Origin of the sequence: Pseudomonas putida (assembly GCF_009883635.2) — a bacterium.
Taxonomy (GTDB): Bacteria; Pseudomonadota; Gammaproteobacteria; order Pseudomonadales; family Pseudomonadaceae; genus Aquipseudomonas; species Aquipseudomonas putida_W.
The window spans coordinates 4,290,529-4,304,375 of the sequence record NZ_CP026115.2 but is presented as its reverse complement, the minus strand read 5'-3'; the positions used below and the strand labels follow the sequence as shown (position 1 = coordinate 4,304,375).

The window sequence follows — 13,847 nt, the reverse complement described above, 5'->3', positions numbered from 1 at the left end:
GCTACAGGCACAAAAAAACCCGCGCTGTCACCAGCGCGGGTTTTCGGTGCAGCAGAAGCGATCAACGCTCCAGCAGGATTCGCAGCATGCGGCGCAGCGGTTCGGCGGCGCCCCACAGCAGCTGGTCACCCACGGTGAACGCGCCCAGGTACTGGGAGCCCATGTTCAGCTTGCGCAGGCGGCCAACCGGGATGTTCAGGGTGCCGGTGACCTTGGTCGGGGTCAGCTCTTGCATGCTGATCTCGCGCTGGTTCGGCACCAGTTTCACCCACGGGTTGTGCTGGCTGATCATGCCTTCGATGTCGGCCAGTGGCACATCCTTGTTCAGCTTGATGGTCAGCGCCTGGCTGTGGCAGCGCATGGCACCGATGCGCACGCAGATGCCATCGACCGGGATCGGGCTCTTGAAGCGGCCGAGGATCTTGTTGGTCTCGGCCTGGGCCTTCCACTCTTCACGGCTCTGCCCGTTCGGCAGCTCCTTGTCGATCCACGGGATCAGGCTGCCGGCCAGCGGCACGCCGAAATTCTCGGTCGGGAACGCTTCGCCACGCATGGTCTCGGCCACCTTGCGATCGATGTCGAGGATGGCGCTGGCCGGATTGGCCAGGTCATCGGCAACGGCCGCATGGGTAGCGCCCATCTGCTTGATCAGCTCGCGCATGTTCTGTGCGCCAGCACCAGAGGCCGCCTGGTAGGTCATGGCGCTCATCCACTCGACCAGGCCGGCTTCGAACAGGCCACCCAGGCCCATCAGCATCAGGCTGACGGTGCAGTTGCCGCCGATGTAGTTCTTGGTACCGGCATCGAGCTGCTGGTCGATGACCTTGCGGTTGACCGGGTCGAGCACGATGACTGCGTCGTCCTGCATGCGCAGCGACGAAGCGGCATCGATCCAGTAACCCTGCCAGCCAGCTTCACGCAGCTTGGGGAACACCTCGTTGGTGTAGTCGCCGCCCTGGCAGGTCAGGATCACGTCGAGGGTCTTGAGTTCTTCAATCGAATAAGCGTCCTTGAGCGGAGCAATATCCTTGCCCACGTTCGGGCCCTGGCCACCCACGTTGGACGTGGTGAAGAACACCGGCTCGATAAGGTCGAAATCCTGCTCCTCCAGCATCCGCTGCATGAGCACGGAACCGACCATACCGCGCCAACCGATCAGACCTACACGTTTCATCGCAACTACACCTTTGCTAAAAGTGGGCCGCCACCTCGAGTTTTTGGTGGCGGGCCAGAGAGATTACAGATTCCGCAGCGCTGCGACTACTGCGTCGCCCATTTCCTGCGTGCCTACTTTGTCGCAGCCGGCCGACCAGATGTCACCGGTACGCAGGCCCTGGTCCAGAACGACGCTGACGGCCTTCTCGATCGCTTCGGCTGCCGCGTGCTGGTTGAAGCTGTAACGCAGCATCATCGACACCGACAGGATGGTCGCCAGCGGGTTGGCGATGCCCTGCCCGGCGATGTCCGGAGCCGAACCGTGGCAAGGCTCGTACATGCCCTTGTTGTTGGCGTCCAGGGATGCCGAAGGCAGCATGCCGATGGAGCCGGTCAGCATGGAAGCCTCATCCGACAGGATGTCACCGAACATGTTGTCGGTCACTACCACGTCGAATTGTTTCGGTGCGCGGACCAGCTGCATGGCAGCGTTGTCGACGTACATGTGGCTCAATTCGACGTCCGGGTAATCCTTGGCCACGTCTTCGACCACTTCACGCCACAGCTGGCTGGAAGCCAGGACGTTGGCCTTGTCCACCGAGCACAGCTTCTTGCCGCGCACGCGGGCCATGTCGAAGCCGACGCGGGCGATACGGCGCACTTCGCTTTCGCTGTACGGCAGGGTGTCGTAAGCCTGACGCTCGCCGCCTTCCAGCTCGCGCTGGCCGCGCGGCGCACCGAAGTAGATGCCGCCGGTCAGCTCACGGACGATGAGGATATCCAGGCCCGAGACGATTTCCGGCTTCAGCGAGGAAGCGTCGGCCAGTTGCGGGTAGAGGATGGCCGGGCGCAGGTTGGCGAACAGGCCCAGTTGCGAACGGATTTTCAGCAGGCCGCGTTCCGGGCGGATGTCACGCTCGATCTTGTCCCATTTCGGGCCGCCCACGGCGCCCAGCAGCACGGCGTCGGCCTTGCGTGCACGCTCCAGGGTTTCATCGGCCAACGGTACGCCGTGCTTGTCGATGGCGGCGCCGCCGATCACGTCGTGCTCGAGGCTGAAACCGAGCTGGAACTTGTCGTTGGCCAGTTCCAGCACCTTGACCGCCTCGGCCATGATTTCCGGACCAATGCCATCACCTGGGAGAATCAGAATCTGCTTGCTCATGCTTTCCTCTATCCATTCGCGCGGTGCGGCCAAGCGGGCCCCACCGAAAAGTGCTTTATCGCTCGGCCCACAACACCAGCACATCAGTGCTGAACGAGCCATCGGCCTCGATCTGGTAATACTGCCGTACTTCTTCGCCCATGGCTTGCTGCAATTGGAGGATGGCAATGCGCATCGGCTCCGGGGTGCGCATGCGCTCCACCCAGCTGGCAAACTCCAGGCGCAACGGCTGGCGCGTGTGGCTGCGCACATGCAGGCCGGCTTCGCTGACCTGGCGCTGCCATTCGGCAGCGGAGTAGTCGCGCACGTGACTGGTGTCACGCAGCACTTCCACGGTTTGCAGGTAGGTGTCGAGCAACGGACTGCCCGGCGACATTACGTCGATGAACGCTGCCACGCCACCCGGCTTGAGCACCCGGCGTACTTCGCGCAGGGCCAGGCCGAGGTCGCTCCAGTGGTGCGCCGAATAGCGGCTGAAGACGAAATCGAACGAAGCGTCGGCGAACGGCAGGCGTTCGGCGGCGCCGCGTTCGGTAGTGACATTGCCCAGGCCGCGCTCGCTGGCGGCGCTGGCGACCACGTCGAGCATCGATTGCGAGAGGTCATAGGCGACCACTTCGGCGACCAGCGGCGCGACGTGAAAACTGACATGACCGGCACCGCACCCCAGGTCCAGCACGCGGGCATTGCCCTGCCCCGCCAGCGCAGCCTGCAGCAGGGCGAATTCGCTGCCCTGGGCGTGTACGGCGCTGCTGAGGTAGGCGCTGGCCTGTTCGCCGAACTGGCGTTGGACCACATCGGTGTGGGTGGTGCTGGTCATGGCTAAATCCTTTCAGGTTGCTGTTGCCTGGGCCGGCCTCTTCGCGGGTCAAGCCCGCTCCCACAGAGGCCGGTACTGCTAACGACGAACTTCAGGCATCACGGAACAGCCAAGGCTGGCCGGCGCGGTGCTTGCCTTCGAATGCCTTGATCGCGTCGCTGTCCTGCAAGGTCAGGCCGATGTCGTCCAGGCCATTGAGCAGGCAGTGCTTGCGGAACGCGTCGATCTCGAAGTGCAGCACCTTGCCATCCGGGCGGGTCACCGCCTGCGCTTGTAGGTCAATGGTCAGCTGGTAGCCCGGGTTGGCTTCGACCTGCTTGAACAGCTCGTCGACTTCCTCGTCGCTGAGGATGATCGGCAGCAAGCCGTTCTTGAAGCTGTTGTTGAAGAAGATATCGGCGAAGCTCGGTGCAATCACGCTGCGGAAGCCGTACTCGTCCAGTGCCCACGGCGCGTGTTCTCGGCTGGAACCGCAGCCGAAGTTCTCCCGCGCCAGCAGCACGCTGGCACCTTGGTAACGTGCGTGGTTGAGCACGAATTCCTGATTCAGCGGGCGCTTGCTGTTGTCCTGGTACGGCTGGCCGACATCCAGGTAACGCCACTCGTCGAACAGGTTGGGGCCGAAGCCGGTGCGCTTGATCGACTTGAGGAACTGCTTGGGGATGATCTGGTCGGTGTCGACGTTGGCACGATCCAACGGCGCGACGAGACCGGTGTGCTGGGTAAAGGCTTTCATGCTGCGCTCCCTTGGATCAACTCGCGGACATCGATGAAGTGGCCGGTCACCGCAGCGGCGGCAGCCATGGCCGGGCTGACCAGGTGGGTACGGCCACCGGCGCCCTGACGGCCTTCGAAGTTGCGGTTGGAGGTGGACGCGCAGTGCTCGCCGCTTTCCAGGCGGTCCGGGTTCATCGCCAGGCACATCGAGCAGCCGGGCTCACGCCATTCGAAACCGGCTTCGACAAAGATCTTGTCCAGGCCTTCACGCTCGGCCTGGGCCTTGACCAGGCCCGAGCCCGGTACGACCAGCGCCTGCTTGACTGTCGCGGCGACCTTGCGGCCCTTGGCGATTTCGGCAGCGGCGCGCAGGTCTTCGATGCGCGAGTTGGTGCACGAGCCGATGAATACACGGTCGAGCTTGATGTCGGTGATCGCCTGGTTGGCGGCGAGGCCCATGTACTTGAGGGCACGCTCGATCGAACCACGCTTGATCAGGTCTGGCTCGGCGGCCGGGTCCGGAACACGCTGGTCGACGGCCAACACCATTTCCGGCGAAGTGCCCCAGCTGACTTGCGGCTTGATCTGCGCAGCATCGAGCTCGACCACGGTGTCGAACACGGCATCGTCGTCGGAAACCAGGTCCTTCCACGCTTCAACGGCCCGCTTCCAGTCCTCGCCCTTCGGCGCGTACGGGCGGCCTTCGACGTAGGCAACGGTGGTGGCATCGGTCGCGACCAGGCCAACACGGGCACCGGCCTCGATGGACATGTTGCAGATGGTCATGCGGCCTTCCATCGACAACTCGCGGATGGCGCTGCCGGCGAATTCCATGGCGTGGCCGTTGCCACCGGCAGTGCCGATCTTGCCGATCACGGCAAGGACGATGTCCTTGGCGGTGACACCAGCCGGCAACTGGCCTTCGACACGCACCAGCATGTTCTTCATCTTCTTGGCAACCAGGCACTGGGTGGCGAGCACGTGCTCGACCTCGGATGTGCCGATGCCATGGGCCAAGGCACCGAAAGCACCGTGGGTGGAAGTGTGCGAGTCGCCGCAGACCACGGTCATGCCTGGCAAGGTGGCGCCCTGCTCCGGGCTGATGACGTGGACGATGCCCTGGCGTTCGTCGTTCATCTTGAATTCGACGATGCCATATTCGTCACAGTTCTCATCGAGGGTCTGCACCTGCAGGCGCGACACCTGGTCGACGATGGCTTCGATGCCGCCCTTGCGCTCTGGCGTGGTCGGCACGTTGTGGTCCGGGGTGGCGATGTTGGCATCGATGCGCCACGGCTTGCGGTTGGCCAGGCGCAGGCCTTCGAAGGCCTGGGGCGACGTCACTTCGTGAATGATATGGCGGTCGATGTAGATCAAGGACGAGCCGTCATCACGGCGCTTGACCTCATGGGCTTCCCAGAGTTTGTCGTAGAGCGTTTTGCCAGCCATCAGACTGTTCCTCATCAGCGTCTTTCTATGCCAAAGACCCCTTGGCTTGTACGGACGATGCTATGGGGTTAGATTGAATAACTCAAATTCATATTTTTTATGCTTTGGATAACCAAAAGGAATCCGAAATCGTGGACCTGGCCAATCTGAGCGCATTCATTGCAATTGCCGAGACCGGCAGCTTCTCTGGCGCCGGCGAACGCCTGTTCCTCACCCAGCCGGCGATCAGCAAACGCATCGCTGGCCTGGAACAGCAACTGGACGTGCGCCTGTTCGATCGCCTGGGTCGCGAAGTGACCTTGACCGAAGCCGGCCGCGCCCTGCTGCCCCGCGCCTACCAGATCCTCAACGTCCTCGATGATACCCGACGGGCGCTGACCAATTTGACGGGGGAAGTGAGCGGTCGTCTCACCCTGGCCACCAGCCACCACATCGGTTTGCACCGCCTGCCCCCACTTTTACGGGCTTTTACCCGGCAGTACCCGGCGGTGGCGCTGGATATTCAGTTCATGGATTCGGAACAGGCCTACGATGAAATCCTCCATGGCCGTGCTGAAATTGCCGTCATTACCCTCGCCCCCGAGCCTCATCACCTGGTCAGGGCCGTACCGGTATGGGACGACGCCCTGGATTTCGTAGCGGCGCCCGAGCATCCACTGGCCAGCAACCAGGCGGTCAGCCTGGCCGATGTCGCCCGCCACCCGGCGGTATTTCCCGGCGGCAACACCTTCACCCACCACATCGTCCAGCGCCTGTTCGAAAGCCAGGGGCTGACACCGAACATCGCCATGAGCACCAACTACCTGGAAACCATCAAAATGATGGTGTCGATCGGCCTGGCGTGGAGCGTGCTGCCCCGGACTATGCTGGATGATCAGGTTGCACCTATCGCTTTACCCGGCATACAGCTGTCGCGCCAGCTAGGCTACATTCTGCACACGGAGCGCACGCTATCGAACGCTGCAAGGGCCTTCATGGCCCTGCTCGACAGCCACGCAGGGTCCGCCTGACCGGTCGTCAGCTCGGCATTTCCAACTCATGGACGCGTCACACGCCAAAGGTCTGGTACCAATGCCCAAATCAGCAAATCGCTTTCCGCGCCTGCCGCGTATCCCTGCGGCCGACCCACAGGAATCGGAACAGGCCTGGCAGAACGCCCCGCAGCTGTTGGCGGCACTCAATGGCGCACGCCTGGGAGCCTGGCTGTGGGATATCGATACCGGCCGGATCAGCTGGTCACGGGGTACCCAGGCGCTGTTTGGCTTCGACCCGCAACGCCCGCTGCCCAACGACATCGACTACCTCGACCTGCTGCCGGAAGAAGACCGCGCCCGCACCCGCCAGCTGTTCCATGCAGTCGTCAATGGCGAACCGGTGGAACAGGCCATGCGCCATCGCATTCGCTGGCCGGACGGCAGCCTGCACTGGCTGGAAATCAACGGCAGCCTGACCCACGACCGCCATGGCCGAAGGCAGATGATCGGGGTAATCCGTGAAATCACCCGCCAGCGCGAACGGGAAACCGCGCTGATCAACTCGGAAAAGCGCTTCGCCACGCTGTTCCACCTGAGCCCCAACGCCATTTTGCTGAGCCGCCGCCAGGACGGCATGATCATCGAGGTCAACCAGCACTTCGAGGACATGTTCGGCTGGCCCGGCGGCCAGGTGATCGGCAAGACCAGTATCGAACTGGGCCTGTGGGTCAACCCCGAACAGCGCCATCAGGTGATCGAGGCCACCCGCAGCAACCACGGCCCGGCGATCATGGAGGTGCAGTTTCGCGCCAGCACCGGCAAGCTCCATGACGGCATCCTGTGCACCCAGAGCATAGAGATGGAGGGCGTCACCTACCTGATCAGTACCTTCGTCGACACCACCGAGCGCAAACGCGCCGAACAGGCCCTCAAGGACAGCCAGGAGCGCCTCGACCTGGCACTGGACTCGGCGCAACTGGGCACCTGGGACTGGCACATCCCCAGCGGCATGCTCTACGGCTCGGCTCGCGCTGCGCAACTGCACGGGCTGGACCCGGTGCCGTTCCATGAGTCGTTCGACTCGTTCTTCGAAGGCGTACCGGAACACGAACGCGCCAGCATGCGCCAAGCCTACCGCAGCCTGCGCGAAGGCCCGGCCGGCAACTACCAGATCACCTACCGCGTGCAACTGGAAAACGGCACCTCGCGCTACATCGAAAGCCGTGCCCGCCTGTATCGCGACGACCAGGGCAACCCGTTGCGCATGGCAGGCACCTTGCTCGATATCACCGAGCAGGTGGAACGTGAACAGCGCCTGAGCGCCTCGGAAGAAAAGTTTGCCAGCCTGTTCCAGGTCAGCCCCGACCCGATCTGCGTGACCCGCCAGGACACGGGCCAGTTCATCGAGATCAACCCGGCCTTCACCCAGACCTTCGGCTGGAATGCCGAACAGGTAATCGGCCGCACCGCCGAAGAGATCGGCCTGTGGGCGGAATCGATCGAACGCGCCCAGCGCATCGAGCGGGTGATCCGCGAACAGGCTCTGAGCAATGTCGCGGTGGTGGTCAACCACCGCAACGGCTCGCCACTGACCTGTGTCATCGCCAGCCGCCTGATCAGCGTCGATGACCAACCGTGCAGCGTCACCACCCTGCGCGACATCACCCAACAGCAGCGCGCCGAGGCGGCGCTCAAATCCAGCGAAGAGAAGTTCGCCAAAGCCTTCCACTCCAGCCCCGACGCCATCACCATCACCGAACGCCGCAGTGGCCGCTACCTGGAAGTCAACGACGGCTTCTGCCGGCTGACCGGCTACAGCGCTGACGAAGTGATCGGCCGCAGCGTCTACGAAATCGGCATCTGGGCCGACGACAAGCAGCGCGGCGCCCTGCTCAGCGAGCTCAAGGAGCGCGGCCGGGTGCACCACCGGGAGATGCTCGGGCGCAACAAGCGCGGTGACATCCTCACCGTGGAGGTGTCCGTGGAGCCGATCAGCCTCAATGAGGTCGACTGCCTGCTGCTGACCGCCCGCGATGTCAGCCAGCTGAAGAACGCCCAGGCGCAGATCCGCCACCTCGCCTACCACGACCCGCTGACCAACTTGCCCAACCGCGCCTTGCTGATGGACCGCCTGAGCCAGCAAATCGCCCTGCTGCGCCGCCACAACCTGCGCGGCGCGCTGCTGTTCCTCGACCTCGACCACTTCAAGCACATCAACGACTCGCTCGGCCACCCGGTGGGCGACACCGTGCTGAAGATCATCACCGCACGCCTGGAGGCCAGCGTGCGCCTGGAAGACACCGTGGCGCGCCTGGGTGGCGATGAGTTCGTGGTGCTGCTCAGCGGCCTGGAAGGCAGCCGCGAGGCCGTGGAAGGCAAGGTCCGCGAACTGGCCGACACCCTGCGCGAACTGCTGGCCGAACCGATGTCGCTGGACGGCCAGCGCCTGCAAGTGACGCCAAGCATCGGCGTGGCCCTGATTCCCGACCATGGTGCAACCCCGGCCGACCTGCTAAAGCGCGCCGATATTGCCCTGTACCGCGCCAAGGATTCGGGACGCAACACCACCCAACTGTTCCACACCACCATGCAAAAGGCCGCCAGCGAGCGCTTGCGCATGGAAAGCGACCTGCGCCTGGCCCTGGCCCGCGGCGAGCTGGCCTTGCATTTTCAACCCCAGGTCGATGCCCGCGACAATCGCATCGTCGGTGCCGAAGTGCTGCTGCGCTGGCACCATCCGCAGCTGGGCCAGCAACCCCCCGCGCAGTTCATCCAGGTACTGGAAGAAAGCGGCCTGATTCTCGAAGTTGGCAGCTGGATCCTCGACGAAGCCTGTGACGCTTGCGCACACATGCTCGAAGACGGCTTGATCGACGCCAATGACTTCAGCCTGTGTGTGAACATCAGCCCGCGGCAGTTCCGCCAGAACGATTTCGTCGAAAGGGTGCTACGCAGCCTGGATGACTACCGCCTGCCGCGGCAGATGCTGAAGCTGGAGATTACTGAGGGCATCGTCATCCAGAACCTCGAAGACACCATCAGCAAGATGCGTGAACTCAAGCGCTATGGCGTGAGCTTTGCCATGGATGACTTTGGCACGGGCTATTCCTCGCTGACCTACCTCAAGCGCCTGCCGGTGGACGCGCTGAAGATCGACCAGACGTTCGTCCGCGACGCGCCAGAAGACCCCAACGATGCCGAGATTGTCCGCGCCATCGTGGCCATGGCCCGCAGCCTGGACCTGGCGGTGATTGCCGAAGGGGTGGAACTGACCGAGCAACTGGCGTTTCTCGAACGCCTGGGCTGCCACCTGTACCAGGGCTACCTGCACAGCCGGCCGTTGCCGCTGCCGGAATTCAGGCAGATGCTGCTGGAAGCACCGGCGGATTACTGAAACGAAGAAAGGGCACCCGAAGGTGCCCTTTCTTTCAAGCCGCCGAACTCAGTTCAGAGCTGGCTTGTCGCCATTGATCGGGATGCGTTTGGCCTTGGCCTCTTCCGGCACGATGCGCAGCAGGTCGATGCTGAGCAGGCCGTTGGCCAGGCCCGCCGACTTGACCTCGATGTGGTCAGCCAGGCGGAACGACAGCTTGAAGGCGCGCTGGGCAATGCCCTGGTGCAGGTAGGTCACTTCAGCGGCGCCGTTTTCGCGCTTGCCACCGATGACGGTCAGGACACCCTTTTCGACTTGCAGGTCGAGGTCCTGCTCCTGGAAACCGGCAGCGGCAACCACAATGCGGTAGTGGTCATCGCCATGTTTTTCCACGTTGTAGGGAGGGTAGCTGCTACCCGCCTCGTTGCGTGCCGCGGACTCGAACAGGTCATTGAAACGGTCGAAGCCAACGGAATGGCGGAACAGTGGAGCGAGAGAGAAAGCGGTAGTCATGGTCATAAACTCCTGAGATTCAGCAAGTAAAGTCACTACGCGACCCGACTTCGGCATCGCGTACTCAAGAGATATGGCCGGCGTGAGAGCTTTCAAGGGGCGAGCTGAAAAATCTGTTCGGAGCTGATGGCCGTTTCGCGGGGCAAGTCGGATCGCCGCACCGCCGCTCTACAGGATGCGCACAAACCTCAGGTTTACGGTGATCCTGTAGGAGCGGCGGTGCGGCGATCCGACTTGTCCCGCGAAAGGGCCGGATCAGGCAACACAAGCCTCGAAGGAGATCGCATCAACCCCAAGCAACCGACTGATCCGCGCGCAATCATCCTCACGCCGCAACTCGGCAAACAGCATCACCGCCTCGGGATAACTGCGGGTCAGCATCGCCAGCCACTGCTTCATCCGCCCCGGCGCATAGCGCGGCGACAGCTTGGCCTGGGCCTGGCGCCAGAACTCGCGCAACAACGGCAGCAGCTGATCCCAGCTCATCGGCTGGTATTCGCGCCCGTCACGCGACGCCGCAATCTGCAGGGCCAAGTCCGGGCGCGACACTAGCCCGCGGCCCAGCATGATGTCTTCGGCACCGCTGACCTCGCGGCAACGCCGCCAATCGTCGACAGTCCAGATTTCACCGTTGGCGAACACCGGCACCCGGACCACATCCTGCACCCGCGCCACCCACTCCCAGTGAGCGGGTGGCTTGTAGCCTTCAACCTTGGTCCGCGCATGCACCACCAGATGCGCCGAACCGCCCTCGGCCAAGGCCATGGCGCAGTCCAGCGCCCCATCCGGGCTGTCGAAGCCCAGGCGCATCTTGGACGTGACCGGGATATGCGCCGGCACCGCGCGGCGCACTTCACGGACGATGGCATGCAGCAGTTCCGGCTCCTTGAGCAGCACCGCACCGCCACGTGACTTGTTCACGGTCTTGGCCGGGCAGCCAAAGTTCAGGTCGATTACCGGCGCGCCCAGTTCGCAGGCCAACGCGGCGTTCTCCGCCAGGCATACCGGGTCCGAACCCAGCAATTGAACACGCATCGGCACGCCAGCAGCCGTGCGTGCACCCTGGCGCAGCTCAGGGGCGAGCTTGTCGAACGAGGACGCCGGCAGCAGGCGGTCGCACACGCGGATGAACTCGGTGACGCACCAATCGATGCCGCCCACTCGGGTCAGGACGTCGCGCAGGATGTTGTCGACCAGCCCCTCCATTGGGGCCAGGGCAATTTGCATGTCTGGGTCTCGGCGGAAAAAGGCGGCAGTCTAGCAAAAAATGCTGCGGCTTCAGTTGCCGATCAGCGCCGGCCCGTAACCGTCGAGGAATTCCGCCGGCATGCGCTTGGGTTTGCCGCTGGACAGCTCGATGCAGGCGAAGGTGGTCTGCGCGCGCAGCAAGGTCACGCCATCGCGTGGACGCTTGAGCTGGAAGCGCCGGGTCATGCGCAGGCGCTGGTCCCAGTCGATGATCCACGTGGCCAGTTGCAGCTCATCATCCTCGTAGCCTGCGGCGAGGTAGTCGATTTCGTGGCGCACCACCGCCATGGCCCGGTCCAGGCGCCGGTATTCGGCCAGGTCCAGGCCCAGGCGCTGGGAGTGGCGCCAGGCGCAGCGCTCCAGCCAGGTGACGTAGACCGCGTTGTTGGCGTGGCCGAGGCCGTCGATGTCCTCGCTGCCGACGCGCAGGTCGATGATGAATGGCGTTGCCAGGTCCCAGCTCATGCCCGCTCCCAATATCAGTGAACGGGCCGAGTGTAACGGATGTTCAAGCGCTCTGCCGCGATGGTTCACGGGCCAGCAGTTCCAATACCGCCTCGCCCAGGCGCGGATCAGCCAGTACGCGTTGGTGCCCGCCCTCCTCCAACAGCAGCAGCCGACTGTCGAACCAGGCCTTGTGAATGGCCTGCGCTTCACCGGCAGGCACCAGCGCGTCATCTGCGGCATGCACTACCAGGCCAGGCAGCTCTAGCTGATAGCCCCTGACATCGAGGCGGGCAATCTGCATGCCGACATCCCGCTCTACCTGGCGTATGAATGCTGCCCTTGCCCGCGCCGGCATGCCCAGATGACGAGCAAAACCGCGCAACACGCCCAGCAGCTGGGCTGGCGCGGCAATGCTCACTGCGGCCTCGGCACGCAGCCCCATCTGCAGGGCCAGCATCACACTGGCACCACCCATGGAATGACCGATCACGACGCGCAACGGCGGCAGTTCGGCGGCCGCTTCCAGCAGCGCCCGGGCAAACAGCACCACATGCGCCTGCTGACCAGGCGAGCGCCCATGGGCCGGGCCCTCCAGCGACACCACCGTGTGCCCCGCCTGCACCAGGGTTTCGATCAGCGCTGCGAACTGGGTTGGGCGCCCTTCCCAGCCATGCATCAGCAACACCGTCGGCCCCTTGCCCCAACGCAGGGCCGACAGGCCGAAGCGCAAGGTGATGCGCTCGGCACTGGCCAGCAGCGGCAGCTCCCATTGCCGGGGCGGCAGGTTGCGCGGGGTCATGAAGGCACGGCGCATCTTGCTGGCAATGTGTTCGGGGGCCAGTCGGCCCAGGGTGCCATTCACGCCACGAATCCAGCTCAGGGTAGTCATCGCCTTGCTCCAGGATCAGAGGTATCAGAGAACTGCCGACTTGGCGGCACGCAGAATGCGATCAGACAATTCGCCCGGGCCCAAGGCCCGCGCCAGGGCCAGGCCACCGATCATCAGCGCAAGGTCAGCCAAGGCTTTGTCGGCGTCTTCCGGGCGGTCGACCATGGCCGCCGTCATCAGCTCGATATGCTCGGCCAGCACCTCACGGAAGGCTTCGGGCAAGCGCTGCATCTCGCCAAGCGAGTTGGGCAGCGGACAGGCATGCACTTCGGCGTCACGGTGCTTGCGCGACAGGTAAAAGGCGCTCACCAGGGCCCGACGCCCTTCCCCATCCAGGTTCGGGTCGACTTGGGCAAGCAAGGCACGGCGCTCGCTCAGCAACTGGCGAAAGGCCTCGAGCATGAGTTCGTCCTTGCTCTCGAAGTGCGCATAGAAACCACCAACGGTCAGGCCTGCTGCACCCATCACCTGGCTGACACTCGGCTCAGCCGGGCCGTGCTGCATCAACGCGCTGCGGGCCGCTTCGAGGATGCGTTCGCGGGTCTTGCTCTTCTTGTCGCTCATTCGGCGAATCACCGTGAGGAATATGATGATCGAAATATTATTCTCATCATATTTTTTGGCAAGCAGAATTTGCCACCGCTTGTCGGCGCCGGAATTTTTTCGGAAGGGAGAAAAACAAAAGGCCCATTCAATAAGCGAATGAGCCTTTAAAGTCCCGCAAAACGCGGGTAAAAATGGCGTCCCCTAGGGGACTCGAACCCCTGTTACCGCCGTGAAAGGGCGGTGTCCTAGGCCACTAGACGAAGGGGACGTAACCTTCGCGAAGGTCCGATTAATCGAACCCTGGCAGAATTGGTGGAGCTAAGCGGGATCGAACCGCTGACCTCCTGCATGCCATGCAGGCGCTCTCCCAGCTGAGCTATAGCCCCGAAACAAAGACCCATTCAATATGCGAACGAGCCTTTTAAGTCCCGCAAAACGCGGGTAAAAGTGGCGTCCCCTAGGGGACTCGAACCCCTGTTACCGCCGTGAAAGGGCGGTGTCCTAGGCCACTAGACGAAGGGGACGTAACCTTCGTGCCGATCCGTTTTCAC

General features: G+C 63.3%; 12 protein-coding genes and 3 tRNA genes. 2 read left to right on the top strand and 13 right to left on the bottom strand.

Features of this window, described 5'->3' with window-relative positions:
- Nucleotides 1-61: 61 nt before the first annotated feature.
- The 5 genes from asd to leuC all read right to left on the bottom strand — a co-directional run bounded on the left by asd (nucleotide 62) and on the right by leuC (nucleotide 5,306).
- On the bottom strand, nucleotides 62-1,174 hold the full coding sequence (gene asd, locus C2H86_RS19630) for an aspartate-semialdehyde dehydrogenase (RefSeq protein WP_079227077.1): 1,113 nt from the start codon (nucleotides 1,172-1,174) through the stop codon (nucleotides 62-64).
- A 63-nt stretch (nucleotides 1,175-1,237) separates the two neighbouring features.
- On the bottom strand, nucleotides 1,238-2,320 hold the full coding sequence (gene leuB, locus C2H86_RS19625; RefSeq protein WP_110638356.1) for a 3-isopropylmalate dehydrogenase: 1,083 nt from the start codon (nucleotides 2,318-2,320) through the stop codon (nucleotides 1,238-1,240).
- A 55-nt stretch (nucleotides 2,321-2,375) separates the two neighbouring features.
- Entirely contained in the window at nucleotides 2,376-3,140 is a 765-nt protein-coding gene (locus C2H86_RS19620) for a class I SAM-dependent methyltransferase (protein ID WP_159409428.1), read from the bottom strand.
- A gap of 91 nt (nucleotides 3,141-3,231) precedes the next feature.
- On the bottom strand, nucleotides 3,232-3,876 hold the full coding sequence (gene leuD / locus C2H86_RS19615) for a 3-isopropylmalate dehydratase small subunit (RefSeq protein WP_054885742.1): 645 nt from the start codon (nucleotides 3,874-3,876) through the stop codon (nucleotides 3,232-3,234).
- Nucleotides 3,873-5,306 (bottom strand): 3-isopropylmalate dehydratase large subunit, encoded by a 1,434-nt coding sequence (leuC, locus tag C2H86_RS19610; RefSeq protein ID WP_159409427.1) that lies wholly within the window; start codon nucleotides 5,304-5,306, stop codon nucleotides 3,873-3,875. The genes leuD and leuC overlap by 4 nt, the downstream gene beginning before the upstream one ends.
- A gap of 131 nt (nucleotides 5,307-5,437) precedes the next feature.
- On the opposite strand from leuC, the gene C2H86_RS19605 reads away from it, so the two are divergent.
- Nucleotides 5,438-6,316 carry a LysR family transcriptional regulator gene (locus C2H86_RS19605; protein WP_159409426.1) on the top strand — a complete coding sequence of 293 codons (879 nt, stop codon included), beginning with the start codon at nucleotides 5,438-5,440 and terminating at the stop codon, nucleotides 6,314-6,316.
- 61 nt (nucleotides 6,317-6,377) lie between these two features.
- A complete protein-coding gene (locus C2H86_RS19600; protein WP_159409425.1) occupies nucleotides 6,378-9,674 on the top strand; it encodes a PAS domain S-box protein in 3,297 nt (1,098 codons plus the stop codon).
- Nucleotides 9,675-9,722: 48 nt separating this feature from the next.
- Here the strand turns inward: C2H86_RS19600 and C2H86_RS19595 are convergent, their stop codons facing one another.
- From C2H86_RS19595 to C2H86_RS19560, 8 genes are all read right to left on the bottom strand, one after another.
- Nucleotides 9,723-10,166: an Hsp20 family protein gene (locus C2H86_RS19595; RefSeq protein ID WP_012313453.1), complete on the bottom strand. Its 444-nt coding sequence runs from the start codon at nucleotides 10,164-10,166 to the stop codon at nucleotides 9,723-9,725.
- Between the two features lie 255 nt (nucleotides 10,167-10,421).
- Entirely contained in the window at nucleotides 10,422-11,393 is a 972-nt protein-coding gene (locus C2H86_RS19590) for a tRNA dihydrouridine synthase (protein ID WP_159409424.1), read from the bottom strand.
- A 51-nt stretch (nucleotides 11,394-11,444) separates the two neighbouring features.
- Nucleotides 11,445-11,879 (bottom strand): acyl-CoA thioesterase, encoded by a 435-nt coding sequence (locus tag C2H86_RS19585; protein ID WP_159409423.1) that lies wholly within the window; start codon nucleotides 11,877-11,879, stop codon nucleotides 11,445-11,447.
- A 43-nt stretch (nucleotides 11,880-11,922) separates the two neighbouring features.
- A complete protein-coding gene (locus C2H86_RS19580; protein ID WP_159409422.1) occupies nucleotides 11,923-12,750 on the bottom strand; it encodes an alpha/beta fold hydrolase in 828 nt (275 codons plus the stop codon).
- Nucleotides 12,751-12,774: 24 nt separating this feature from the next.
- Complete coding sequence (locus C2H86_RS19575) at nucleotides 12,775-13,314, bottom strand: TetR/AcrR family transcriptional regulator (RefSeq protein WP_159409421.1); 540 nt, start codon at nucleotides 13,312-13,314, stop codon at nucleotides 12,775-12,777.
- A gap of 174 nt (nucleotides 13,315-13,488) precedes the next feature.
- A tRNA-Glu gene (locus tag C2H86_RS19570) sits at nucleotides 13,489-13,564 on the bottom strand.
- A 42-nt stretch (nucleotides 13,565-13,606) separates the two neighbouring features.
- A tRNA-Ala gene (locus C2H86_RS19565) sits at nucleotides 13,607-13,682 on the bottom strand.
- Between the two features lie 62 nt (nucleotides 13,683-13,744).
- Nucleotides 13,745-13,820, bottom strand: a tRNA-Glu gene (locus C2H86_RS19560).
- Nucleotides 13,821-13,847: the final 27 nt, after the last annotated feature.

What these genes read in the sequence shown, in the direction of transcription:
- asd (WP_079227077.1), bottom strand. Translation starts at nt 1,174, where the DNA reads ATGAAACGTGTAGGTCTGATCGGTTGGCGCGGTATGGTCGGTTCCGTG.
- leuB (WP_110638356.1), bottom strand. Translation starts at nt 2,320, where the DNA reads ATGAGCAAGCAGATTCTGATTCTCCCAGGTGATGGCATTGGTCCGGAA.
- C2H86_RS19620 (WP_159409428.1), bottom strand. Translation starts at nt 3,140, where the DNA reads ATGACCAGCACCACCCACACCGATGTGGTCCAACGCCAGTTCGGCGAA.
- leuD (WP_054885742.1), bottom strand. Translation starts at nt 3,876, where the DNA reads ATGAAAGCCTTTACCCAGCACACCGGTCTCGTCGCGCCGTTGGATCGT.
- leuC (WP_159409427.1), bottom strand. Translation starts at nt 5,306, where the DNA reads ATGGCTGGCAAAACGCTCTACGACAAACTCTGGGAAGCCCATGAGGTC.
- C2H86_RS19600 (WP_159409425.1), top strand. Translation starts at nt 6,378, where the DNA reads ATGCCCAAATCAGCAAATCGCTTTCCGCGCCTGCCGCGTATCCCTGCG.
- C2H86_RS19595 (WP_012313453.1), bottom strand. Translation starts at nt 10,166, where the DNA reads ATGACTACCGCTTTCTCTCTCGCTCCACTGTTCCGCCATTCCGTTGGC.
- C2H86_RS19590 (WP_159409424.1), bottom strand. Translation starts at nt 11,393, where the DNA reads ATGCAAATTGCCCTGGCCCCAATGGAGGGGCTGGTCGACAACATCCTG.
- C2H86_RS19585 (WP_159409423.1), bottom strand. Translation starts at nt 11,879, where the DNA reads ATGAGCTGGGACCTGGCAACGCCATTCATCATCGACCTGCGCGTCGGC.
- C2H86_RS19580 (WP_159409422.1), bottom strand. Translation starts at nt 12,750, where the DNA reads ATGACTACCCTGAGCTGGATTCGTGGCGTGAATGGCACCCTGGGCCGA.
- C2H86_RS19575 (WP_159409421.1), bottom strand. Translation starts at nt 13,314, where the DNA reads ATGAGCGACAAGAAGAGCAAGACCCGCGAACGCATCCTCGAAGCGGCC.